This window comes from Chitinimonas sp. BJYL2 (assembly GCF_027257935.1).
Lineage (GTDB): Bacteria > Pseudomonadota > Gammaproteobacteria > Burkholderiales > Chitinimonadaceae > Chitinimonas.
The window spans coordinates 434,824-458,598 of sequence record NZ_JANZKW010000001.1 but is presented as its reverse complement, the minus strand read 5'-3'; the positions used below and the strand labels follow the sequence as shown (position 1 = coordinate 458,598).

Genomic DNA, 23,775 nt, shown 5'->3' with positions numbered 1-23,775 from the left:
CATGGTGGTAAGTGACGAGCAGCGCCTTGAGAACAGGCTCAAAGCCATAGAGGAAAGCGTCAGCGACATTCAGGGTTGGCTGCTGATCGGTGCGGGTGCGGTGTTGTACGACATTGTGCTCAACCATGTTGGCGACAATCCTGTCGTAGTTGAACTGGGCTCCTGGAAGGGGCGCTCAACCTGTTGGCTCGCCTCCGCTGTTCAGGATCGTGGCAATGGCCATGTGTGGGCAGTAGATACGTGGCAAGGCAGCCAGAACGAAGACTTGCACGCCGAGCTGTTGCGAGACTATGAGCCCGATCAGCTTTTCAACGAGTTCAAAGCCAATCTAGCGACACGAGGGCTAGGTCAATATGTGACCCCGATGCGCATGACAACGCATGAGGCCGCCAAGCACTGGCCACTGGATCGTCAGGTTGATGTGCTGTTCGTTGATGCAGACCATGCCTATCACGCGGTGCGTAAGGATTTTGAGTTGTGGTCGGCTTATGTGAAAGATGGCGGGTTCATCGTATTTGACGATGTGCCATCCTGGCCAGGACCGACAAGGTTGGTCAGCGAATTGCCTTCCTACTATATGCACGTCATGGCACCGCCCAACCAATGGGTCGTGAGGAAGATTGATACCCCGGCGCTGGTGCTGGGCTAGCCAATCAAGCAACAGACCCGCCGGCCTATTGGCCAGTGCGGGTCTGTGTTGCCAGTGTGCTAGCCGGACTTTCTGCCGATAGGGAAATAATGCAATCCTGCCCGTTGGGTAGCTGCAGGCTCATAGAGATTGCGACCATCGAAGATATAAGGCTGCTTCAGTCTTGACCTTACGGCCTCAAAGTCGATCACCCGGAACTCTTTCCATTCCGTCACGATGATCAGCGCATCGGCACCCTCCACCGCATCCATCGCAGTTTCGCAATAAGTAATGCGGGGATTCTGACCGAGCAAGCGCTGGGCCTCGTGGGCGGCGATGGGGTCGTAGGCGCGAATGGTTGCGCCAAGGGCGAGCAGATCTGCAATGACGACCAAGCTCGGGGCATCCCGCATATCATCGGTATCAGGCTTGAACGACAGTCCCCAAAGTGCCAGCGACTTGCCGCTCAGCTTGTCGCCAAGCTGCCGTACCAGTTTCTTGGTCAGCACATGTTTCTGCGCATCGTTGGCCTGCTCGACGGCTTGCAGTACACGCAGTTCATGACCGTTGTCACGTGCCGTCTGCACCAGCGCCTGCACATCTTTGGGAAAGCAGGATCCGCCATATCCCACGCCGGGGTACAGAAACTGAAAGCCGATCCGGGGGTCGGAACCGATACCTTTGCGCACCAGTTCGATATCTGCATCCAGTGATTCAGCCAGATTGGCCAGTTCGTTCATGAAGCTGATTCGCGTAGCCAGCATGGCGTTGGCGGCGTACTTGGTGAGTTCTGCGCTGCGTATATCCATCATGATGATGCGATCATGGCTGCGCTGGAAAGGCGCATACAGTTCGCGCATCAGGCTGATCGCCATATCGTCTTCGGCCCCGATGATGATGCGGTCGGGTTTCATGAAGTCATCAATCGCGGCCCCTTCCTTCAGGAACTCCGGGTTGGACACGACACTGAAAGGCATCGCCATGCCGCGCTCGTTAAGTTGCGCCTCAACGGTCTGCCTGACGCGATCTGCCGTTCCGACTGGCACGGTACTTTTGTCGATGATGACTTTGTAATCAGTCATGTGCCGGCCAATATTGGCGGCGGCGGTAAGCACCTGATCTAAATCGGCGCCACCGTTCTTGCCCGGTGGTGTACCTACGGCAATGAATTGAAGTTGTCCATGCGCGACGGAGGCCGCCACATCGGTTGTGAAGCTCAGCCGGCCAGCTGCGACGTTGCGGGCCACCATTGCTTGCAGGCCAGGTTCATAGATAGGAATCTCACCCTCATTGAGCCGTTGGATCTTGCCCTCGTTGATGTCGAAGCAGACAACCTCGTTACCCATGTCTGCAATACAGGCACCTGTTACCAATCCAACGTAGCCAGTACCAATAACCGTGACTTTCATATTCAACTCGAAGTGGGGGCGTGCCCTGATGGTCTGAAGACGAACGGGACCTGTTCGCCAAGGGGTAAGGATGCGAAGCAATGGGCGTCAACTGGGTGGTTGTCACGCCGTTTGCGCAGTATAGCGAGGATGATCGTTGGCTTGCTGCGACTTGCATGCATCGGCGGTACGGTACCTGTCTCGGCCTAGATTAGCCGCCCAAGCAAGGTAATCGACCATGATGGCAATCCAATGAAAATGGCCGAGCAGTTTGCTCGGCCATTCTTGTACGTCCGATGGGCCTTGGTTGTTGAAGATCAAGCGACGAGCGCTGTTTTCATCTTCTGCAAAGCCTTCACTTCAATCTGCCGTATCCGCTCGGCCGATACCCCGAATTCGTCCGCCAGTTCATGCAGCGTAGCACCGCTATCGTCGGCCAGCCAGCGAGCTTCGACGATACGGCGGCTACGCGGGTCCAGTGACTCGAGTGCGGCGCGCAGGCCTTCGCCGTGCAGGTGGTCGGTAGCGCGGCGTTCGAGCACGGCAACGGGCTCGTTGTCGGTGTCGGCCAGCCAGTCGATCGGGGCGTAGCTGTCTTCGTCGCCGTCGTCGGCAACCAAGGCCACGTCGTGACCGGTCATCCGGGTTTCCATTTCGAAGACTTCTTCGGGTTTGACGCCGAGGTCGTCCGCGATTTTCTGGGCTTCCTTGTGCGTCAGCGACGACAGGCCCGTGCGCATGCTGCGCAGGTTGAAGAACAGCTTGCGTTGGGATTTGGTGGTGGCAATGCGTACCAGACGCCAGTTGCGCAGGATGTATTCGTGGATCTCGGCCTTGATCCAGTGGATCGCGAACGAGAACAGACGCACGCCACGGCTGGGTTCGAAGCGCTTCACGGCTTTCATCAGGCCGATATTGCCTTCCTGGATCAGATCAGCTTGTGGCAGGCCGTAACCGGCGTAACCGCGGGCGATCGAGACGACCACACGAAGGTGCGACATGACGAGCTTACCGGCCGCCTCAAGATCATTCTCGGCGTGGTAGCGTTCGGCTAGGCTGACTTCTTCCTCCTGCGTGAGCAAGGGAATGGCATTCACCTGCTGGACGTAGCGGTCGAGGGTGTCGCCGGCAAGTACGGGAAGGGTCATGGTGGTCATTGGCAGCTCCTGCGCCGTGTGGATTTCACGGCTGACTGATGTTAGCACTCCCGGCATGAGAGTGCCAATGGGGCCGAAAGTTCAGCGGGGCAGGTGGATATTTGCATTCGTGACCAAGCGGCCGGCTGATGCTGCCAGCAGGGCTTCTCTTGTAGCGTGCTCAGTCGCAGCCGAGCTGACGAACGGACACTTTGCAGGGGAGGTGCCGCTGCATGATCGACAGATAGGTGCCATCGGCAATGATGGCGTCCAGCGCAGCATCGAAGCGTATCAGGAAGGCTTCGTCGGTGGTTTTCCGGCTCAGGGCGATGTGGGCGGCGTCGCTGGAGACGATCAGGCTCGTTTTGCGGATTTCCTGCTCCAGCCCCAGTGCCTTCAGCTCAAGCAAGGCCGTGACTTCATCTGCGATCAAGCCATCGATACGGTCCAGCGCCAGCATTTTCCAGGCAGAGTGGCGTTGCGTGACAGGTGTCAGGCGCTCACGGAATCCCGGCTGGTGCTTGAGCGCCTCGAATTCCGGGCCATAGGAAACATGGATTTGGACGCCAAGCCGGAAGTCGGTTCCGATGAGATCGGCGAGGCGGGAAAATCGGTAGCTGGGCAGTTTCTTCGTGGCCACAAAGAGCACATTGGGTATTCGGCTGTAGGCTTGGCTGAATCGCGCATAGCGCTCTCGCTCGGCGGTCTTGAAGGCACCGGGCAAGATATCGAGCTTGCCATGCTCCAGCTCTACCAAGGCCCGCGCCCAAGGCATCTGCACGAATTGGGCACGACAATCCATGCGCTGAAGCAGTGCCTGCAGGAGTTCGATATCACTGCCGATCAGCTTGCCGCTGGCGTCCTGGCCCGCGTAGGGCAGATCCGGATTCCACCGGACTGTCTTGACGCAGGCATGCCCGGTGCTTGCGGCAGCCGGCGAAGGCACTACCAGCAGGCAACAGAGCAGTGCGACGAGGAAGGTGCGCATTCCAATGTCCATGACAGGACTGCCAAGCATCCAGACTCGTTCATTCTAGTCAGCCGCGCTGGCTTGTAGCGGCCAGTGGTAAAGATATATATACGGATCAGTCCGTCTCGCGCAGATGCTTGCGGACCGACAGCATGGCCCCGGCCAGACTCAGCGCCACCACGGAACCCATTGCGGTAAGCAGGAAAGCTGGCTGCGGCAGCATCAGATTGAAATGCTCGCCATAGAGGGCGGCCAGCGTGTCGACCGGCTTGGCAAGCTGCTGCAGGATGATGGCGACGACCAGCATGCCGATGGCCGAGCCCAGCACGGCCTGCACGCCGGCAAAGTACAGGAAAGGGCGGCGGATGAAGCTGTCCGTGGCACCAATCAGCTTGCTGACTTCGATCTCCTCGCGCCGGGTCAGGATCTGCATGCGGATCAGGTTGGTGGTGACGAGCAGCAGGCCCGCGCCGAACAACACGGCAATCACCACGGTGAGGTCACGACCCAGGCGTACCAATGCGGCCAAACGGCGAGCCCATTCGGAATCCAGTTGCACGGCTTCCACGGCCGGATCGGCTTTGAGGCGGTTGCTCAGTGCGCTTAGTGCTTCTGGCTCGGCGGTGCTCAGCGTCAGGCTGAAGGCATCGGGCAGCGGGTTGTCGCTCAGGCCGGCCAGCAGCTCGCGCATGCCGCTAGACTCTTCCAGATCGCGCAGTGCCTGACGCTTGTCGATATGGGTACTGTGCGTCACATCGGGCAAGGTGCCGATCAGCGCGCGCACGCGATTGATGTCGGCTGGGGTGGCGCTGGTATAGAGGAAGACGCTGACTTCCGGTTCGGTAGGCAGGCGGCCTGACAGGCGCTGCAGGTTATCGACCAGCGTCATCAGGCCCAGCGGCAGTGCCACCGCCACGCCGATGACAAGCAGGTTGAAGCCCGATGCCAGCGGGTTGCTGGCAAACAGCTTGAGCGTGGAGGCAAAAGCGATACGGTGCAGCATTAACCAGTGTTTCATCGCGGGCCGCTATCTGAAGTCTTATTGGGAAAACTGGCCTTTGGACAGGCGCAGGATGCGGCGGCCGTAATCGGCCATCAGGGTTTCATCGTGCGCCGAGATCACGATGGTGACGCCGACCTGATGGAAGCTCTTGAACAGCTCCATGATGTCGAGTGCGTAGGCGCGGTCGAGATTGCCCGTGGGTTCGTCGGCCAGTAGGATGGCGGGGCGGTGTACCACGGCACGCGCAATGCACAGGCGCTGCTGTTCGCCACCCGAGAGCGACACTGGGTTCATCTTCTCGCGGCCCAGCAGGCCCACCTTGTCGAGCGCGGCACGCACGCGACGCGCGGCTTCACGCGGGTCGTAGCCCACGATCTGCAGTGGCAGCATCACATTATCGAACACACTGCGGTCGAACAGGATCTTGTGGTCCTGGAAGATCAGGCCGATATGGCGGCGCACGAAGGGCACGGCGCCACGGCGGATGGCCGCCAGATTTTGGCCGTTGACGACGACGGAGCCGGCGGTGGGGCGATCAATGCCGGCAATTAGCCGGAGCAGCGTGGACTTGCCTGCGCCCGAGTGACCGGCCAGAAACACCAGCTCGCCGGTTTCGATCTGGAAGCTCAGGTTCTTGAGCGCCTCGTAACCGCCTGGGTAGCGCTTGGTGACTTGGTTGAACTGGATCATGGCCTGTAGCCGGCGCGCCTTGCGGCAGGCCGGGTGGTTTCCTTATTCAATGAGTGCATCCACATAGTCTTGCGCGGTAAACGGCCGCAGATCATCAATGCCCTCACCCACGCCGATGAAGCGTAGCGGGATCGGCTTCTGTTTGGCGATGCCGGCAATCACGCCGCCCTTGGCGGTGCCATCGAGCTTGGTCAGCACCAGGCCCGTCAGACCCAGTGCGTCGTCAAAGGCTTTGACCTGCATGAGCGCGTTCTGGCCGGTGTTGGCGTCGAGCACCAGCAGCACTTCATGCGGGCCGGTCGGGTCGGCCTTGGCGATCACCCGTTTGACCTTGGCGATCTCGTCCATCAGGTGCAGCTGGGTGGGCAGGCGGCCGGCGGTATCGGCCAGCACGATATCGATACCACGAGCCCTGGCGGCGTTGATGGCGTCAAAACACACGGCGGCCGAATCGCCACCTTCCTGTGCAATGACGGTGACGTTGTTGCGCTCGCCCCAGGCGGCCAGCTGCTCGCGCGCGGCGGCACGGAAGGTATCGCCCGCGGCCAGCAGCACGCTCTTGCCCTGGCTCTGGAAGTATTTGGCCAGCTTGCCGATGCTGGTGGTCTTGCCCGCGCCGTTGACGCCGGCCACCATGATGATGAAGGGTTTGTGGCCTTCGATGGCGAGCGGCTTTTCGAGCGGGGCGATCAGCTCGGTGAGTGCGCCCTTAAGTGCGCCACGCAGCTCGCTGGCGTCCTTGAGACCGGCCAGGGTGACGCGGTTGCGTACGTCCTTGAGCAGATGGGTGGTGGCATCCACGCCCATATCAGCCGTGAGCAGCACGGTTTCGAGTTCTTCGTAAATGTCCTCGTCGATCTGGCCGCCGCCGAACAGCGCAGCCAGTTCCTTGCCGAGCTTGTCGCGCGTTTTGGCGAGGCCGGCTTTGAGCTTGTACTGCCACAGCTCGCTGCTGGCGTGGGCCACATCCTTGGCGAGGACGGTGACGTCGGTATTGAGGACCTCGACCGTCTTCTGCCAGAACGATTTCTCATCGGCACCGGCGGCTTCTGCCGCTGGCACGGGCGCGGTGGGTGCGTCCGTGGCAACCGGGGGGGGGGCGTCATTCGGCGCTGTTGCAGGCGCGACCGGGGCAGCAGGTTTGCCGCCGGCTAACTCGCTGATATCGGTGTTCAGTGTTTTCCAGAGCTTTTTGCCCCAGCCGGCTTGCGTGTCTTGCATATCGGACATTGCGTCTTGCTTGCCGGGCGAGCCGGCCAAGTAGGGGAATGGGGTAGGATTCTACCTTGCCTGACTGCTCGCCCATACCCCGCATGCCCAAGCCCGCCGCCAAATCGTCCCGCAGCAACACGGTCCGCATCATTGCCGGCCAGTATCGGCGCCGTTTGCTGACCTTTCCCGACGGTGACGGCCTGCGCCCCACGCCTGATCGCGTGCGCGAAACGCTGTTCAACTGGCTGGGGCAGGAGCTGCATGGCCTGCACTGCCTTGATCTGTTTGCCGGCGCAGGTGCGCTGGGTTTCGAGGCTGCGTCCCGCGGTGCCGCGCGCGTGGTGATGATCGAGATGGCGCGCCCGGCCCAGCAGGCGCTACGCGATAACCGCGCGCTGCTCGGGGCTCAGGCAGTGGAACTCGTATCGGCCGATGCTATGGCCTGGCTGGCACGTTGTGCCGATCGCTTTGATCTGGTGTTTCTGGACCCGCCGTTTGCCAGTGATCTGCTGCCCAAGGCACTGGCCCTGGTGGTGCCGCTGCTCAATGACGGGGCGCGGGTGTATGTCGAATCCGCCAAGCTACCACCGCTGGCGGGCTGGGAAACGCTGCGCGAAGGCAAGGCGGGTGTCGTACAGTACGCCTTGTTGCGCCGCTCGCCGGCGGAAACGAACATCGAACAGGAGTCCGCATGACCCTTGCCGCATCGCCCACCACGATTGAAATCATTGGCGCCGTGCTGTTTGCACTGGCGATTGCTCACACGTTTTCGACCAGCATTTTCGAGCGACTAGCCCATAGCAAGCCGCAACATGCAGGTGTGTGGCACCTGTTGGGCGAAGTCGAAGTCGTGTTCGGCTTCTGGGCGATGGTGCTGATGGGCTTCATGCTGGTGCTGCTGGGCAAGGCCGAGGCCACGCAGTACATCGATACGCGCAATTTCACCGAGCCCATGTTCGTGTTCGTGATCATGGTGATCGCCGGCACGCGCGCTGTGCTGCACGCCGCCAAGGCTGGTGTGGCGCTGCTGGCGCGGTTGATTCCGCTGCATGCCAACTGGACCTTCTATTTCCTCGCGCTATCCGTCGTGCCGCTGCTGGGCTCGTTCATCACTGAGCCGGCGGCCATGACGCTGGCGGCGCTGATGCTGCGTGATCGCTTCTACAGCGCGGGGCTGTCCAGCCGGCTCAAGTACGCCACGCTGGCAGTGTTGTTCGTCAACATCTCCATAGGCGGCACGCTCACGCCTTATGCCGCGCCGCCCGTGTTGATGGTGGCGGGCAAATGGGGTTGGGACCTGGCTTTCATGTTCCTGAACTTTGGCGACAAAGCCTTGCTCGCCGTCATGATCAACGCGCTGGTGGTCACGCTGCTGTTCGCGCGTGAGCTGCGCGCCTTGCCGCCCAGAGCGGAGACGGAGGCTGCCGGGCCGATGAGCTGGACCATGATCGGCATCCATCTGGCTTTTCTGGCCGGGGTGGTGGTGTTTGCGCACCATCCGGCCGCCTTCATGGGCCTGTTCCTGTTCTTCATGGGGGTGGCCTCGGCCTACCCGCAGTACCAGGATCGCTTGATCCTGCGCGAGGGGCTGCTGGTGGCGTTCTTCCTCGCCGGGCTGGTGGTGTTGGGCGGCTTGCAGCAGTGGTGGCTGCAGCCGGTGCTGATGACGATGAGCGCCGATGCCGTGTTCTATGGTGCCACCGCGCTCACGGCCATTACCGATAACGCCGCGCTGACCTATCTGGGTTCGCTGGTCGAAGGCCTCAGTGATGAGTTCAAGTATTCGCTTGTGGCCGGCGCGGTAACCGGTGGTGGCCTGACGGTGATTGCCAATGCGCCCAACCCGGCGGGTATGTCGATACTGCGTGGGCACTTCGACGACGGGGCTGTGAACCCGCTCTGGCTATTGGCCGCGGCGATTCCACCGACTATCGTCGCTGCACTGGCGTTCCGTTTGCTCTGATTCAGTCAGCCGCCGCGCGCAGGTTCTAAGCGTGGAATGACAAGTTCTGACACGGCGGGTGTGCGCTCTGCATACTCGCCGTTTTGTTTTCAATGCGGGGCAAGCAGATGATCAAGGTCAATGAGTACTTCGACGGCAAGGTGAAGTCGCTGGGTTTTGCGGTGGAAGCCGGCACGGCCACGGTGGGCGTGATGGCACCGGGCGAATATGAATTCGGCACCGGCAAGCCCGAGCGCATGACCGTGGTGGCCGGCGCGTTGACGGTGAAACTGCCGGGTAACGACGCTTGGCAAACCTTCAAGGCCGGCCAGGATTTCCATGTGCCGGGCGACAGCAGGTTCCAGCTGCAGGTGGCGGTGGATACGGCCTATCTGTGCGAGTTCCTGTAAACCCGGATTGTTTGCCGTAGCGTGCAATCAGCGCAGCAAAAAAAAGCCCGATCAGTTGATCGGGCTTTTTGCTTAGCTAGCTGTAACCGTTACTGCCCCTGCGCAGCCGCTTCCGCTTGCAGATTCACCTGCCAGGGCAGGGGAATCAGGCGGCCGTTGACGGTGAGGCGGCCGTTCTTCCACTGGCCCGTGGTGGCCAGATTTTCGCCTTCCACACGGATCAGGTGCTGCTGGGTCAGCTTCTCGATCTGGCTTTCCATCAGGTTACGCGCCAGCTGGTCCAGCTCTTCCGTATCGGGGCGCTCGCCTTCTTCGGTATCCACCGCGATCATGCCGCGCGCCTGCCACAGCACATAGGTTTCGATGACCTGTTTGGGCAGCTTGAGGTCGGCATTGGCCTGGAGCTTTTCCATGACCTTGATCGGATTATCGAGGTCCTTGTCCTCAAAGCCCTTGAGTGCCAGATCGGCCTTGAGGCTGACTTCGCCCTCGGGCAGCTTGACGGACAATTGTTTGATGGCCAGCGCCGGATCATTGCGCAGCAGCGGCAGGCCATCCTTCTTGAAGGCGGCAATCAGCTGATCAGCCTGAGCGGCGGGTTCCTGCACTTCGCGCTGGATGCGGCTCATGGTCTCGCTGAGTTTGGCCAAGGTAGGGGCGTGCAGGTGATTGGCCGTCAGCGCCAGCTTGGCAGGCCCATAGGTCTTACCGTTCAGGGACAGCGTGTTCAGCACCACATCCACGCCGGAATCGATGAAATCACCTTGCGCCGTGGTTTTGAGCGAGTAGCTCAACCCTTCGAGCTTGGCGTCGAGGGCGGGTACGCCCTCGGCTTCGGTCTCGGTGCGCTTGAAGGTCGCGGAAGCCAGCGTGAGCTTGCCTTCTCCGAGCATCAGGCCGGCCACGCCGCGCACATTGCGCGAGGTGAAGCGCAGGTCCTTCAGATCGAACACGCCCTTGGGGCCGGCTTCGAAATGCAGCTCAGGGGCAATGGCGTTGATATCTACGCGGTCGAAATCGCGGCCGTAATCAATGGTGGCATCCAGACCCTTCCACACGGTCTTGACCTTGGCCAGCGTCTCTTCATAGGTAAACGCCGGGATCTTCACGGTGAAGGTGCCGTCGTTATTGAAGGCAATACGGTTTTCGATCTGCAGCGGCTTGTCGTCGCCGAACATCTTTTTCAGCAGGGCCTGGGTTTCGGCGCTGAATTCGATATCGGTGGTGACAGCGGCCTTGAGCGGCGTGGGGTTGCCTTGCAGCAGCAGCGGGAAGGGGCCGTGGCGTACGGTCTGGGTGTAGCTCATTTCGAGCTTCAGATCGCCCAGCTCTTTGAGCGGCAGCATGCGGTAGGACTTGATCAGGTGCGGTGCGAGCGACACGGTGGTGCGCTCGGTCGAGCTGAACACGCCGCGCTGGTATTCGCGCGACTTCACCGTGAAGTAAGGCAGATCAGCCAGCAGCTGGTGCTGCTTGGCCAGTGTTTCTTCGGCGGTCTTGCCGGCCCACCAGCTGGTGCCGGTATAGGCAAGGCCCAGTCCGGCAATGGCAATGGCGGCGATGATCAGAGGTTTTTGCTTCACGGGGCAGCCTGGCGGTTTGGGTGGTCGGGTGGTGCGCCGACCTGGGTTAAGCAGTGAGCGGCCGGGGCCATGCCCGGCCGGAATGGGTCAGATCTTGCGGGCCAGCTCGGTGGCGCGGCCGATATAGGTGGCGGGCGTCATGTCGAGCAGGCGCTGCTTCTCGGTGTCGGGAATCGCCAGATTGCGGATGAAGGCGTGCAGCGTATCGCGGTTGATGCCGCCCTTGCCGCGCGTCAGATCCTTGAGCTGTTCATAGGCGTTGGGCACGGCGTAGCGGCGCATCACGGTCTGGATCGGCTCGGCCAGCACTTCCCAGTTGTTGTCCAGGTCGGCCAGCATCGCAGCAGGATTGGCTTCGAGCTTGTCCAGGCCCTTGATGGCCGAGGCATAGCCCAGCAGCGTGTAGCCCAGCGCCACGCCCATATTGCGCAGCACGGTCGAATCGGTGAGGTCACGCTGCCAGCGCGAGATCGGCAGCTTCTGGCTCAGGTGGGTCAGCAGCGCATTGGCCAGACCCAGATTGCCTTCGGAGTTCTCGAAGTCGATCGGGTTGACCTTGTGCGGCATGGTCGAGCTGCCGACTTCGCCTTCTTTGACCTTCTGCTTGAAGAAACCCAGCGAGATGTAACCCCAGATATCGCGGTTCATGTCGATGAGGATCGTATTGGCGCGGGCAAAGCTGTCGTACAGCTCGCTCATGTAATCGTGCGGCTCGATCTGGATCGTGTACGGATTGAAGGCAATGCCCAGCGATTCGACAAAGCGCTGCGCAAAGGCCGGCCAGTCGATATCGGGGTAGGCGCTCAGGTGGGCGTTGTAGTTGCCGACCGCACCGTTGATCTTGCCCAGCAGCTCAACCTTGGCAATGCGCTGGTACTGGCGCTCAAGGCGGTAGGCAATGTTGGCCATTTCCTTGCCCATGGTGGTCGGCGAGGCCGGCTGGCCGTGGGTGCGCGACATCATGGCAGCATCGGCGAGGGCACCGGCTTGCTTCTTGAGGCGGTCGATGATGCCGGCCAGTTGCGGCAGCATGGCTTCGCGGCCGGCCTTGAGCATCAGCGCGTGGCTGAGGTTGTTGATGTCCTCGGACGTGCAGGCAAAGTGGAAGAACTCGCTGACCGGGCCCACTTCGGGGTTGCCCGAGAGGCGTTCCTTGAGCCAGTACTCGACGGCTTTCACATCGTGATTGGTGCGGCTTTCAATCGCCTTCACTTCTTCGGCATGGGCCTCGGAGAACTGTGCGACCACCTCGTCGAGTTCGGCAATCGTCGTGGCCGAGAAAGCCGGCACTTCGGCAATCGCCGGCTCGGCCGCCAGGGCCTTGAGCCACTCGACTTCGACCTTGACGCGGTATTTGACCAGCGCGTACTCGCTGAAACAGTCGCGCAGCGCGGCAACCGATTTGTGATAGCGGCCGTCGAGCGGGGAAAGGGCGGTAAGCGTGGAAAGCGTCATGGTGCGAAAAACCCGAGTCAAATCAAGCGCGCGATTCTACCACGGCACGCGCGCTTGCCCCGTGGCAGGGTGAAATTCCGCCTAGAGCTGCACCATCTCCAAGTGCCGCAGGCTGCGGCCCAGAAAGCGCTCACCCACGGTCTGGAAACGTAGCGGAATGTCTGTGACGTAATAGCGATAGGTCGGTTCCCCGCGCTGCGGGTTGGCCAGATCCAGCGCGGCCAGCGTTTCGGCGACCTGTTCGGCCACGCTCACGGCCGAATCCACCAGACGGATATTGCTGCCGGCTTCCTGTGCCAGCAGCGGCTTGAGCAGCGGGTAATGGGTGCAGCCAAGCACCAGCGTATCGATGCCCTCGGCCAGCACGGGCTTGAGGTATTCCTGCACCGTCAGCCGCGTGACCGGGTGATCCAGCCAGCCTTCTTCTACCAGCGGCACCAGCAGCGGGCAGGCCTGCGAGTAGACACGTGCATCCGCCTTGAGCGCGTGCACGCCGCGTGCGTAGGCATTGCTGTTCACGGTAGTGGGCGTGGCGATCACGCCGATGGCGTCGTTGCGCGTGGCTTCTACCGCGCTGCGGGCACCGGCCTCGATCACGTCGATGACCGGAATGTTGACGCGGGCGCGGATCTTGGCGGCGGCGACAGCCGAGATGGTGTTGCAGGCAATCACCAGCAGCTTCACCTCGTGCTGGAGAAGGAAGTCGACCATCTGCTGGGCAAAATGCTCGATGGTGGCGACCGATTTGACGCCGTAAGGCACGCGGGCGGTGTCGCCGAAGTAGACGATATCCTCGAAGGGCAAACGCTCCATCAGCGCGCGGGTGACGGTGAGGCCGCCGATACCGGAATCAAAAACACCGATGGGGCGGGACGACTGCTTGGCGTGGGGGGAGGACATGAGCGGCAACATCTAGACAGCGAAGGCCGCCATTCTACGCTGCTGCAGCCCGCGCTGCGTGCTGGGCCAATGCCCATGCAACGTGTTCCCGTACGAGTTCCGACGCATCGTCGCGGCGACTTTGCAGCGCCGCCAGCACGGCTGGTGTGCTGGGTGCATTGCCCAAACCCACAGCCAGATTGCGTAACCAGCGCTCATGGCCGATGCGGTAGATGGCGCTGCCGGCGAGCTTTTGCTGGAAATCGGCCTCGGTCCAGGCAAACAGTTCGACCAGACTGGCGGCATCCAGTCCATGACGGACGGCAAAGTCCGCCTCGCTGCTGTCCACCGCAAAACGGTTCCACGGGCAGGTCAGCTGGCAATCATCGCAGCCGTAGACGCGGTTGCCGATCAAGGGGCGCAATGCCACCGGGATCGCGCCATGCAGTTCAATGGTCAGATAAGACACGCAGCGCCGTGCATCAACGCGGTAGGGTGCGATGATGGCCTGGGTGGGGCAGATGTCGATACAGCGTGTGCAGCGACCGCAGTGTTCCTGTTCCAGCGGCGGGTCCACCGGCAGGGGCAGATCGGTGAATAGCTCGCCCAGAAAGAAAAACGAGCCGTGTTCGCGCGTCAGCAGCAGCGTGTGCTTGCCGCGCCACCCGAGGCCAGCGCGCACGGCGGTTTCCACTTCCATGACCGGGGCCGAGTCCACAAACGCGCGGTAGCCGAACTCCCCCACCACGGTTTTGAGCTGCTCGGCCAGTTTTTGCAGGCGGTTACGCAACACTTTGTGATAATCGCGGCCCAGTGCGTAACGCGAGATAAACGCGGCTTCGCCGTCTGCCAGCACGGCTTCGCTGTCTTTGGCGGCAGGCGGGCGATAGTTCATCCGCACCGAAATCACCCGCCGCGTACCGGGTACCAGCTCAGCAGGCCGGGCGCGCTTGCTGCCGTGCGAGGCCATATAATCCATCTCGCCGTGGTGGCCGGCGGCGAGCCAGGCTTGCAGATTCTTTTCCGCATCCGCGCCCAGATCGGCATCGCCGATCACCACCGCATCAAAGCCCAGCGCGCGCGCCCAGCCCTTGAGCTGCGCGGCCAGCGCGGCCCAGTCCTGACCATCCCACAGTGAATCGACCTCATGCATGCGCCGAATCATACCCTGAGCACCTTCCTGCCCGACGAGGCAGCGACCCTGGCCATGGGCGAAAAGTTGGCGCGTGGCCTGCAAGGCGGGATGACGATTTTCCTGCTCGGCGACCTGGGCGCGGGCAAAACCACGCTGACGCGCGGCATCCTGCGCGGGTTGGGCTATGCCGGCCGGGTGAAGAGCCCGACCTACACTTTGGTTGAACCTTATGTTGTTTCTAGCTTAGACTTGCATCACTTTGATTTGTATAGGTTTGCCGATCCGCTTGAATGGGAGGATGCTGGCTTTCGGGATTTGTTCAACCCGAACAGCGTTTGCCTGGTGGAGTGGCCGGACAAAGCCGAGGGCCTGTTGCCCCGGCCGGACTGGCAGGTATCACTGCAACCACAAGCCGATGGACGGGACTTTACCCTCGTTGCCGGTACACCCCTTGGAGTCTCATGTCTGGCCCGCTTGACCACAGCAGCCCCGACGCCCAGCGCCGCCTGATCCTGCAAGGAGCAGCCGCGGCCCTGCTGTTCGCTGTTTCGCCCCGATCTCTCGCCGGCACCGCCGCCGGTTCTGCCGTGGTTGCCGTGCGTGTCTGGCCGGCCAAGGCCTACACGCGCATCACGCTCGAATCCACGGCACCACTCAAGTTCAACCAGTTCACGGTGCCCGATCCGGCACGACTGGTGGTCGACTTGGAAGGCGCCGACTGGGGCAAGGAGCTGGCCGATATCGCCCAGCGCATCGGCACCGATGATCCCTATGTAAAAACCCTGCGCGCCGGCCGCTTCAAGCCCGGCGTGGTGCGCGTGGTGCTGGACCTCAAGGCCGAGATCAAGCCGCAAGTGTTCACCCTGGATCCCTATGGCGAGTACAAGCACCGCCTGGTGATCGACCTCTACCCGGCCAAACCCGAAGACCCGCTCCTGGCCTTTGCCGGCGATGGCAAGGATGTACCGGCGCCCGCTATCGACAAGCCTGAAAAAACCGAGAAGCTGGCCAAGATCGACAAGACCGACAAGGACAAGAAAGCCGAAGCGGCCGACAAGGACAAGCTCGATGTGGCGCGCTTGGTCACCGTGGTGATCGATCCCGGCCACGGTGGCGAAGACCCCGGCGCAGTGGGCAAGGGTGGCACCTACGAAAAGACCGTCACGCTCGCTATCGGCAAGAAGCTCAAGGCGCTGATCGACAAGCAGCCGAACATGCGCGCCGTGCTGACGCGCGACGATGATTACTTCGTGCCGCTGGGCCAGCGAGTGGCCAAGGCACGCAAGGTGGGTGCCGATCTGTTCGTGTCGATCCATGCCGACGCGTTCGTGAAGCCGCAAGCGCGTGGTTCCTCGGTGTTCGCACTGAGCGAGAACGGCGCAACCAGCACGGCGGCCAAGTGGCTGGCGCAAAGCCAGAATGAATCCGACTTGATCGGTGGCGTGAAGCTCGATACCCGCGACCCGCATCTGGCCAAGGTGCTCTTCGACCTGACCCAGACCGCCACGATCAACGACAGCCTCAAACTCGGCAAAGCCATGCTGGGCGAGCTGGGCGAGATCAACCGCCTGCACAAGCCGCATGTGGAGCAGGCCGGTTTTGCAGTGCTCAAGGCGCCCGATATTCCTTCGGTACTGGTGGAGACGGCGTTCATCTCCAACCCTGAAGAGGAAAAGAAACTCGGCGACGAGGCTTATCAGGACAAGATGGCCGAAGCCATGCTGGCGGGTTTCAAGCGTTATCTGTCCAAGAACCCGCCGCTGGCGCGCAATAAACTGGCCTCAAACTGAGGCCGGTTTACTTGCCGAAGGTAAAGTTCATTGCCGATCCACTGCCGGCCGGCGTGGCGTTCAGCGCCATCAGCTGGTTCAGCAACACAAAGGTGGACTTGCTCTCCAGATCATCGTCGGCGATGTAGAAGTAGCTGCCGCGATACGCGATGGCGACGCTGGCGTTATCGGGCGGCGTGGCCGATGAGCGCACCTGGAACACGCCTTCGAGCAGTTCCTGCCAGTCAAACGGCGCACCGTCGTGGCGCAGTGTCTGGCGCACCTTGCCGGATTTACGGTCGGCGGCTGGGGCATCGATGCCCTGGGCCAGATAGCTGAGTGCTGAAATCAGTGGCCGGGTCGAGATTGCAATCGTGTTCGGGTCGTGTTTGTCGGTACCTGGCACGATACGGAAGCGGCTACGGCCTTGCTCCAGCCCCAGCAGTTCCTTGATGCGGATGGTTTCCGGCCGGTTTTCGGCGGCGGGCGACAGCCGCACTTCGAGTCCATCGCCCTCCTGACTGCGGCCCAGCTCGATCAGCCCGTTGATCAGCAGCACTCGCAACAGCCGCACCGCTTCCTTGAAGCCACGGAATTCCGGTTCCAATGCCGGCGTGGGCCCCGATGCCGACGGCGCATTCCGCAAGCCGTTCATTTCCTGCACGCCAATCGAAAACACGCGATCGAGCGACCAGCCCGATTTAACGAGCATCAGCAAGAGATCCGGATTCATTGGCGTCATCATCTGGCGCACGAACTTTTCGCCCTCGACGGGGGCATAAAAAACGGTCGGCTGCTCGTTGATGGCAAACGAACCTTCATCCAGATTGAGCGAGCGGCTGATGGCACCGGCCGCCGACTGCCAGCCCGCGCCGCCACTGATGCCGCGATTGAATTCATACGACGCGGCAATCCGTTCCACCGTCGTAAAGTAGGTGGTGTCGCGGTAGAGAATCCGCACCAGATTGAGTAGCAGCTCCTGATCGTTGGTGCGCTGCACGGCCTGGTTGTAGGCAGGCCGGTTACTGGAAATGGTGCTGGGGCCCATGACCGCACAGCCGTTCAACAAGGCCGCCAGCAGCATCAGTCCCGCACGCAGTTTCATGCTTTAGCGCCCAGTCCAGCGGCGCGTGCCTTGCGGGCTTGCAGGGCGGCGGCATCGTCTGCCTGTTGCAGCCAGGGGTGCAGGTGTGGCGTGACAATGCGGCTCAGCGCGGCAATCCAGTCGGCTTCCGAGTTCAGCGCGGGAATATAGCGATACTCGCCGCCTCCGGCCTGCAGGAAATCCGCCTTGCCTTCCATGGCAATTTCTTCGAGCGTTTCAAGGCAGTCGGCCACAAAGCCTGGGCAGATCACATCGAGTTTGGCGGTCTTGGCCTTGCCGAGCTTATGCAGCTGCTCGCTGGTATAGGGCTTGAGCCACTCGGCCTTGCCGAAACGGGACTGGAAGGCCACGGTGTAGCTGCTGGCCGGCAGTCCCAAGCGCTCGGCCAGCAGGCGCGCGGTCTTGTAGCATTCGCAGTGGTACGGGTCGCCCTTGTCCAGACTGAATCGCGGCACGCCATGAAAGCTCATCAACAGATGATCGCCGCGGCCCTCGCGCACCCAGTGCTGCTCCACGCGCTGGGCCAGCACCTCGATATAGTCGGAGGCGTCGTGGAAGTGCTTGAGAAAACGGATCTCGGGCGGGTTGCGCAGGGATTTGATGGCATCGGCCACTGCATCCATCGCACTGCCGGTGCTCGATGCCGCATATTGCGGATACAGCGGCACCACCAGCACGCGATCACAACCGGCTTCCTTGAGCGCCATGATCTTGCTGGCCACGCTGGGGTTGCCATAGCGCATGGCCCACTCCACCACCACGGGCTGGCCGGCATCGCCCATGAAGCCTTGCAGCAGCTTGGCCTGCGCACGGGTATGGATGGCCAAGGGCGAGCCATCGCGCGTCCAGATGCTGGCGTACTTGGCCGCTGATTTGGCCGGGCGGGTGTTGAGGATGATGCCGTTGAGGATCAGCCACCATACCAGTCGTGGAATCTCCACCACGCGCGGATCAGACAAGAACTGCTTCAGGTAAGGCCGTACCGCCTTGGCCGTGGGCGCATCGGGCGTGCCGAGATTGATCAAGAGGATGCCGACACGGCGGGCCTGATCGTGGCGGAAGGCGGGTTCGGGCAGATAGGACATGGTTACTCAGACGGGGCACACGGCAAGCCTCCATGATAGCCCGCATGGCGGCGTGTTCCGCAGTGTCTATAACGTGTCCATGCCCTTGATCGGATTTACCACCCATCTGCGCCACCTTGCGCCGCCCACACCCGTGAGGGTGGATGCGGCAACGCCAAGGGCTGCGCTGGAGTGTGTCTTTGCCGATTACCCGTCGCTGCGTGGCTATGTGCTCGATGAGCACGGTCAGTTACGCAAGCATGTTGCCTTGTTCATCAATGGCGAATTACGCCGCGATGCGCTGGATCTGCCCGTGCCGGCCGATGCCAGCGTCTACGTGATGCAAGCCCTTTCCGGAGGCTGAACCATGCAGAACCATTTGTTGCTGGGAACCCGCAAGGGCTTGCTGGTGTATGCGCGCGATGCGGCGGGCTGGCGGCTGACGGGCCAACATTTTCTGGGTGTGCAGGTCAGCGCAGTGCTGGCCTATGAGGGGCGCTGGTGGGTGGCACTGCGCGATGGTCATTTCGGCCCCAAGCTGCATGTGAGCGAGGATGCCGGCGCCCACTGGCACCCACTGGCCGTGCCTGCGCTGCCAACCGACCCCGACGCCAAGCCGCTGGATCAGATGTGGACTCTGGCCATCGGCGGCGACGGCACACTGTGGGCAGGTGGCATTCCGCCGGGGCTGTTCCGATCCAACGATGGCGGTACGAGCTGGCAACTGATTGATGCGCTGTGGCAGCGACCGGAACGCGCCAATTGGTTCGGCGGTGGCTTTGACGATGCCGGCATCCACTCGGTCTTGGTGGACCCGCGCAATCCTCAGCGCGTCGTGATCGGCATTTCCTGTGGTGGCGTGTGGCAGACGCACGATGGTGGTGCCAGCTGGGACAAGGCTGCAGCCGGCATGCGCGCTGCGTATATGCCGCCGGAGTCGGCGGAAGACCCGGATATCCAGGACCCGCATCGCCTTGCCCAGTGCGCGGCCCGGCCCGATGTGTATTGGTGCCAGCATCACAACGGCCAGTTGGTGAGTGACAACAACCTGCAGCACTGGCGTGAGCTGCATCCGCCCGTGCCCTTGTCGGATTTTGGTTTTGTGGTGGTGGCACACCCGCACGATCCGGCCACGGCCTGGTTTGTGCCGGCAGAGGTGGACCAGCGACGCGTGCCGCTGGCCGGCGACTTCTATGTGCTGCGCACGCGCGATGGTGGCCAGACTTTCGACAAGCTCCAGCAAGGCTTGCCGACCGCACCCGCGTTTCATCTGGTCTACCGCCACGGCATGGCGGTGGATGCCCAAGGTACGCTGCTGGCGATGGCATCCACCACCGGCTCACTCTGGTTGGGCGATCAAGGGGGCGAGCGCTGGCAGCGCCTGTCGGCCGAACTGCCACCGGTTTACTGCCTCAGTTTTGCAGACTGAGGCTGCGCGGCGACTATGGTCTGGGCTTGGCGCTGATCAGCAAGTACAGGAAGAAAGGTGCACCCGCCAGACTCACCACCGCACCCAAGGGTAGTTCGGATGGCAGCATCACGGTTCGGGCCAGCCAGTCCGCCGCCAGCAGGCCGATGGCACCGGTAAGCGCCGCACCGGGCAGCAGCAGCCGGTGAGCCGGACCCAGAACGATCCGGGCCAGATGGGGTGCCATCAGCCCTACAAAAGCGATGGCGCCACAGGCGGCCACGGTGAGGGCAACGATCAGGGCGGTGAGCGCGATCAAGCGCTGACGCAACGGCCCCAGGGCAAAGCCCAGATGCCAGGCTTCGCGCTCGCCCAGCAGCAGCGCATCGAGCGCGCCCAGTTCGCGCCAGAGCGCGCCGCAGCAGAGGATCAGCGCGGGCGCCAGCCAAGTCAGCGTTGCCCAGTCGGCGCCGGAGAGACTGCCCAGCGCCCAGACGATGCCGCCACGCAGCGCAGTTTCATCGGCCAGGTAACTCAGCAAGGCCAGCCCGCCGCCAGCCAGCGCATTGATGGCGATGCCGGCAAGCAGCAGGCGCGCGGCATCTTGCCCGCGGCCGATGGCCCAAGCGAGCCATGTCGCCAGCAGGCTGCCCACAAAGGCTAGCGGCGCAATCATCAGCCCCGGCAACAACACCCGTGCCACGGCTGCGGCGAGTGCAGCGCCGCTGGAGGCGCCGATCAGGCCTGGCTCGGCCAGCGGATTGCGGAACATAGCCTGCAGCACGCAGCCGGCCACTGCCAGCGCCGCGCCGGCAAGGATGGCGAGCACAATGCGCGGCAGACGGATATCTACCAGCACGGCATGGTGCATCAGGCCGGTGTCGTCGGCAGGGGCGCCGAGCAACAGACCCGGCAGATCGGCGAGCGGAATCGCCACGGCACCGCTGGTGGCTGACAAGAGCGCAAGCGCAGCCAGCACAAGCAGGCCGGCCCAAAGCAGGCGCACGGCGGTTTGCGGAGAGGCGAGCAGGCGGGACATGCCGCCATCTTAGCGTCATCAAGCACTTTCGCCGCAGCGGACTTGCCGCGTCATGCCTGAGCGAGTGCACTTTTCCCCGTATAATCCGCGGCTTCCCCACGATTTAGCACTGCACCGACATGGAACTCGCCAAGAGCTTCGAACCCGGCGACATCGAGCGCCGCTGGTACACCCAATGGGAAACCGCCGGCCACTTCGCGCCGAGCATGGATACGTCCGCCCCGAGCTTCAGCATCCAGCTGCCGCCGCCCAACATCACCGGCACGCTGCATATGGGCCACGCGTTCAACCAGACCATCATGGATGGCCTGACGCGCTACTACCGCATGCAGGGGCACAACACCCTGTGGGTGCCGGGTACCGACCATGCCGGTATCGCCACGCAGATCGTTGTCGAGCGCCAGCTGGCCGAGCAAAAGGTCAGCCGCCACGATCTGGGCCGCGAGGCTTTCCTGGGCAAGGTCTGGGAATGGAAGAACAAATCGGGCGGCACGATCACCCAGCAGATGCGCCGCATGGGCTGCTCGGTCGATTGGCAGCAGGAATACTTCACCATGGACGAGACCCGTTCCAAGGTGGTCGGTGAAGTCTTCGTCAAACTGTTTGAGCAGGGTCTGATCTACCGCGGCAAGCGTCTGGTCAACTGGGACCCGGTGCTGGGCACCTCGATCTCCGACCTCGAAGTCGAGAACGTCGAGGAAGACGGCTCGATGTGGCATATCCACTATCCGCTCAAGGACGGTTCGGGTTCGCTGACCGTGGCCACCACCCGCCCCGAGACCATGCTCGGCGACGTGGCCGTGATGGTGCACCCCGAGGACGAGCGCTACCAGCACCTGATCGGCAAGACCGTGATCCTGCCGCTGACCCAGCGCGAAATCCCCATCATTGCCGACAGCTATGTGGATAAGGACTTCGGCACCGGCGTGGTCAAGGTGACCCCGGCGCATGATTTCAATGACTATCAGGTCGGCAAGCGCCACAACACGGCGCTGATCAACGTGATGAGCCTGCAGGCCACGATTCTGGCCGAGGCGCAGGTGTTCGCGCTCGATGGCACACCGCAAGGCACGCTGCCGCTGCCGGCCAAGTACGCCGGCCTCAAGGTCAAGGAAGCGCGCAAGTTGGTGGTGGCCGATCTGGACGCCGCTGGCGTGCTCGGCGAGATCAAACCGCACAAGCTGATGGTGCCCAAGGGCGACCGTACCGGCTCGGTGCTCGAACCGATGCTGACCGACCAATGGTTCATGGCCATGTCGCGCGTGGGCAAGGACGACCCGACCGGCAAGACGATTGCCGAGAAGTCGATCGAGGCCGTGGCTTCGGGCCAGGTGCGATTCATCCCCGAAAACTGGGTGAACACCTACAACCAGTGGATGAACAACATCCAGGACTGGTGCATCAGCCGCCAGCTCTGGTGGGGCCACCAGATTCCGGCCTGGTATGACGAAGCCGGTAATGTCTACGTCGCACGCACCGAGGCGGAAGCCCAGGCGCAAGCCGGTGGCAAGACCTTGCGCCGCGATGACGACGTGCTCGACACCTGGTTCAGCTCGGCTCTGGTGCCGTTCAGCACCCTGGGCTGGACCGGCAATGCCGAAAAGGACGCCGCGAACCCCGCGCTGCACGCCTTCCTGCCGTCCAGCGTGCTGGTCACGGGTTACGAAATCATCTTCTTCTGGGTTGCCCGGATGATCATGATGACCACCCACTTCATGGGCCGCGTGCCGTTCAAGGATGTGTACATCCACGGCATCGTGCGCGACCACGAAGGCAAGAAGATGTCCAAGTCCGAGGGCAATGTGCTCGATCCGGTCGACCTGATCGACGGCATCGCCCTGCCCGAACTGATCGCCAAGCGCACCACCGGTCTGCGTCGCCCCGAAAAGGCACCGCAGATCGCCAAGGTGACCGAAAAGCTGTTCCCCGAAGGCATGCCCGCCTACGGTACCGACGCACTGCGCTTCACCATGGCCAGCTACGCCACGCTGGGCCGCAATGTGAACTTCGACTTCAAGCGCGCCGAGGGCTACCGCAACTTCTGCAACAAGCTGTGGAATGCCACGCGCTTTGTGCTGATGAATGTGGACGGCAAGGATTGTGGTCAGGATGAAAGCCTGCCGCTGGAGTTCAGCTTTATCGACCAGTGGATCATCGGCGAGCTGCAACGCACCGAAGCCGCCGTGAAGGAAGCGCTCGACACCTACCGCTTCGATCTGGCCGCACAAGCCATCTACGAATTCGTCTGGAATGCCTACTGCGACTGGTATGTGGAGCTGACCAAGGTCCAGATCCAGAACGGCAACGAAGCCCAGCAGCGTGCCACGCGCCGCACCCTGGTGCGCGTGCTCGAAGTGGCGCTGCGTCTGGCCCACCCGATCATTCCGTTCATCACCGAAGAGCTGTGGCAGACCGTGGCCCCGCTGGCCAACGCCAAGAAGACCGACAGCATCAGCCTTGCCCAATGGCCGCTGGCACAGATGGACAAGGTCAAGCCCGAAGCCGATGCTCGCATGGCCGTGTTCCGCGACCTGACCATGGCAATCCGCACGCTGCGCTCGGAAATGAACCTGGGCCCGGCGCAGAAGGTACCGCTGTTCCTCGAAGGCAAAGCAGAAGAACTGGCTGAATTCGGCCCGTATCTGCAGCTGCTGGGCCGCGTGTCCGAAGTACAGGTCGTCGCGCAGTTGCCTGAGGACGATGCCCCGGTGCAGGTGGTGGGCACCACGCGCCTGATGCTCAAGGTCGAAATCGACAAAGCCGCCGAAACCGCTCGCTTGAGCAAAGAAGTCGCCCGCCTCGAAGGCGAAATCACCAAGGCTACCGCCAAGCTCGCCAACCCGGCCTTTGCCGACAAGGCCCCGGCCGCCGTGGTCGAGCAGGAACGCAAACGCCTCGCCGACTTCAGTGCCACGGTCGAGAAGATGAAGGTGCAGCTGGCCAAGCTGGCCTGATTGCC

At 62.3% G+C, this 23,775-nt stretch carries 22 protein-coding genes; 9 read left to right on the top strand and 13 right to left on the bottom strand.

Annotated features, from left to right (window positions below; all coding sequences use genetic code 11):
• Position 1 precedes the first annotated feature (1 nt).
• Positions 2-649 carry a class I SAM-dependent methyltransferase gene (locus O9X62_RS02145; RefSeq protein ID WP_269531130.1) on the top strand — a complete coding sequence of 216 codons (648 nt, stop codon included), beginning with the start codon at positions 2-4 and terminating at the stop codon, positions 647-649.
• Between the two features lie 59 nt (positions 650-708).
• On the opposite strand, the gene O9X62_RS02140 is transcribed toward O9X62_RS02145, so the two are convergent.
• The 6 genes from O9X62_RS02140 to ftsY form a co-directional block, all read right to left on the bottom strand.
• The gene (locus tag O9X62_RS02140; RefSeq protein ID WP_308446410.1) at positions 709-2,118 is read right to left on the bottom strand and encodes a UDP-glucose/GDP-mannose dehydrogenase family protein; all 1,410 of its coding nucleotides are present in this window, start codon (positions 2,116-2,118) and stop codon (positions 709-711) included.
• A gap of 215 nt (positions 2,119-2,333) precedes the next feature.
• Positions 2,334-3,173, bottom strand: a complete 840-nt coding sequence (rpoH, locus tag O9X62_RS02135) for an RNA polymerase sigma factor RpoH (RefSeq protein ID WP_269531129.1) — start codon at positions 3,171-3,173, stop codon at positions 2,334-2,336.
• Between the two features lie 160 nt (positions 3,174-3,333).
• Positions 3,334-4,152, bottom strand: coding sequence for an ABC transporter substrate-binding protein (locus O9X62_RS02130; RefSeq protein ID WP_269531128.1), 819 nt, complete (start codon positions 4,150-4,152; stop codon positions 3,334-3,336).
• Between the two features lie 85 nt (positions 4,153-4,237).
• Positions 4,238-5,140, bottom strand: a complete 903-nt coding sequence (gene ftsX / locus O9X62_RS02125) for a permease-like cell division protein FtsX (RefSeq protein ID WP_269531127.1) — start codon at positions 5,138-5,140, stop codon at positions 4,238-4,240.
• Positions 5,141-5,161: 21 nt separating this feature from the next.
• A complete protein-coding gene (ftsE, locus tag O9X62_RS02120; RefSeq protein WP_269531126.1) occupies positions 5,162-5,815 on the bottom strand; it encodes a cell division ATP-binding protein FtsE in 654 nt (217 codons plus the stop codon).
• Positions 5,816-5,857: 42 nt separating this feature from the next.
• Positions 5,858-7,045, bottom strand: coding sequence for a signal recognition particle-docking protein FtsY (ftsY, locus tag O9X62_RS02115; RefSeq protein ID WP_269531125.1), 1,188 nt, complete (start codon positions 7,043-7,045; stop codon positions 5,858-5,860).
• An 83-nt stretch (positions 7,046-7,128) separates the two neighbouring features.
• Here ftsY and rsmD point away from each other — a divergent pair, with 83 nt between their 5' ends.
• From rsmD to O9X62_RS02100, 3 genes are all read left to right on the top strand, one after another.
• Positions 7,129-7,722 carry a 16S rRNA (guanine(966)-N(2))-methyltransferase RsmD gene (gene rsmD / locus O9X62_RS02110; RefSeq protein WP_269531124.1) on the top strand — a complete coding sequence of 198 codons (594 nt, stop codon included), beginning with the start codon at positions 7,129-7,131 and terminating at the stop codon, positions 7,720-7,722.
• Positions 7,719-8,990 carry a putative Na+/H+ antiporter gene (locus O9X62_RS02105; protein ID WP_269531123.1) on the top strand — a complete coding sequence of 424 codons (1,272 nt, stop codon included), beginning with the start codon at positions 7,719-7,721 and terminating at the stop codon, positions 8,988-8,990. The genes rsmD and O9X62_RS02105 overlap by 4 nt, the downstream gene beginning before the upstream one ends.
• 107 nt (positions 8,991-9,097) lie before the next feature.
• Positions 9,098-9,379 (top strand): pyrimidine/purine nucleoside phosphorylase, encoded by a 282-nt coding sequence (locus tag O9X62_RS02100; RefSeq protein ID WP_269531122.1) that lies wholly within the window; start codon positions 9,098-9,100, stop codon positions 9,377-9,379.
• An 89-nt stretch (positions 9,380-9,468) separates the two neighbouring features.
• On the opposite strand, the gene O9X62_RS02095 is transcribed toward O9X62_RS02100, so the two are convergent.
• The 4 genes from O9X62_RS02095 to queG form a co-directional block, all read right to left on the bottom strand.
• Positions 9,469-10,962 (bottom strand): YdgA family protein, encoded by a 1,494-nt coding sequence (locus O9X62_RS02095; RefSeq protein WP_269531121.1) that lies wholly within the window; start codon positions 10,960-10,962, stop codon positions 9,469-9,471.
• Positions 10,963-11,049: 87 nt separating this feature from the next.
• Positions 11,050-12,417, bottom strand: a complete 1,368-nt coding sequence (purB, locus tag O9X62_RS02090; protein WP_269531120.1) for an adenylosuccinate lyase — start codon at positions 12,415-12,417, stop codon at positions 11,050-11,052.
• 81 nt (positions 12,418-12,498) lie between these two features.
• The gene (gene murI / locus O9X62_RS02085; RefSeq protein WP_269531119.1) at positions 12,499-13,317 is read right to left on the bottom strand and encodes a glutamate racemase; all 819 of its coding nucleotides are present in this window, start codon (positions 13,315-13,317) and stop codon (positions 12,499-12,501) included.
• 34 nt (positions 13,318-13,351) lie between these two features.
• Positions 13,352-14,449 carry a tRNA epoxyqueuosine(34) reductase QueG gene (gene queG, locus O9X62_RS02080; protein ID WP_269531118.1) on the bottom strand — a complete coding sequence of 366 codons (1,098 nt, stop codon included), beginning with the start codon at positions 14,447-14,449 and terminating at the stop codon, positions 13,352-13,354.
• Between queG and tsaE the strand changes: the two genes are divergently transcribed.
• Both tsaE and O9X62_RS02070 read left to right on the top strand, forming a co-directional pair.
• Complete coding sequence (gene tsaE / locus O9X62_RS02075) at positions 14,444-14,941, top strand: tRNA (adenosine(37)-N6)-threonylcarbamoyltransferase complex ATPase subunit type 1 TsaE (protein WP_308446409.1); 498 nt, start codon at positions 14,444-14,446, stop codon at positions 14,939-14,941. The two genes, queG and tsaE, sit on opposite strands and share 6 nt — an antisense overlap.
• Positions 14,893-16,221 (top strand): N-acetylmuramoyl-L-alanine amidase, encoded by a 1,329-nt coding sequence (locus O9X62_RS02070; RefSeq protein WP_269531116.1) that lies wholly within the window; start codon positions 14,893-14,895, stop codon positions 16,219-16,221. Before tsaE ends, O9X62_RS02070 begins: the two co-directional genes overlap by 49 nt.
• Positions 16,222-16,228: 7 nt before the next feature.
• Here the strand turns inward: O9X62_RS02070 and O9X62_RS02065 are convergent, their stop codons facing one another.
• Together O9X62_RS02065 and hemH are read right to left on the bottom strand one after the other, a co-directional pair.
• Entirely contained in the window at positions 16,229-17,305 is a 1,077-nt protein-coding gene (locus O9X62_RS02065) for a hypothetical protein (protein WP_269531115.1), read from the bottom strand.
• Entirely contained in the window at positions 17,302-18,390 is a 1,089-nt protein-coding gene (hemH, locus tag O9X62_RS02060; protein ID WP_269531114.1) for a ferrochelatase, read from the bottom strand. Before hemH ends, O9X62_RS02065 begins: the two co-directional genes overlap by 4 nt.
• Between hemH and O9X62_RS02055 the strand changes: the two genes are divergently transcribed.
• Entirely contained in the window at positions 18,389-18,733 is a 345-nt protein-coding gene (locus tag O9X62_RS02055; RefSeq protein WP_269531113.1) for a MoaD/ThiS family protein, read from the top strand. The genes hemH and O9X62_RS02055 overlap by 2 nt on opposite strands.
• Positions 18,734-18,736: 3 nt before the next feature.
• Complete coding sequence (locus tag O9X62_RS02050; protein WP_269531112.1) at positions 18,737-19,798, top strand: exo-alpha-sialidase; 1,062 nt, start codon at positions 18,737-18,739, stop codon at positions 19,796-19,798.
• A 13-nt stretch (positions 19,799-19,811) separates the two neighbouring features.
• On the opposite strand, the gene O9X62_RS02045 is transcribed toward O9X62_RS02050, so the two are convergent.
• Positions 19,812-20,816, bottom strand: coding sequence for an iron ABC transporter permease (locus tag O9X62_RS02045; RefSeq protein ID WP_308446408.1), 1,005 nt, complete (start codon positions 20,814-20,816; stop codon positions 19,812-19,814).
• 119 nt (positions 20,817-20,935) lie between these two features.
• Between O9X62_RS02045 and O9X62_RS02040 the strand changes: the two genes are divergently transcribed.
• A complete protein-coding gene (locus O9X62_RS02040; RefSeq protein ID WP_269531111.1) occupies positions 20,936-23,770 on the top strand; it encodes a valine--tRNA ligase in 2,835 nt (944 codons plus the stop codon).
• Positions 23,771-23,775: the final 5 nt, after the last annotated feature.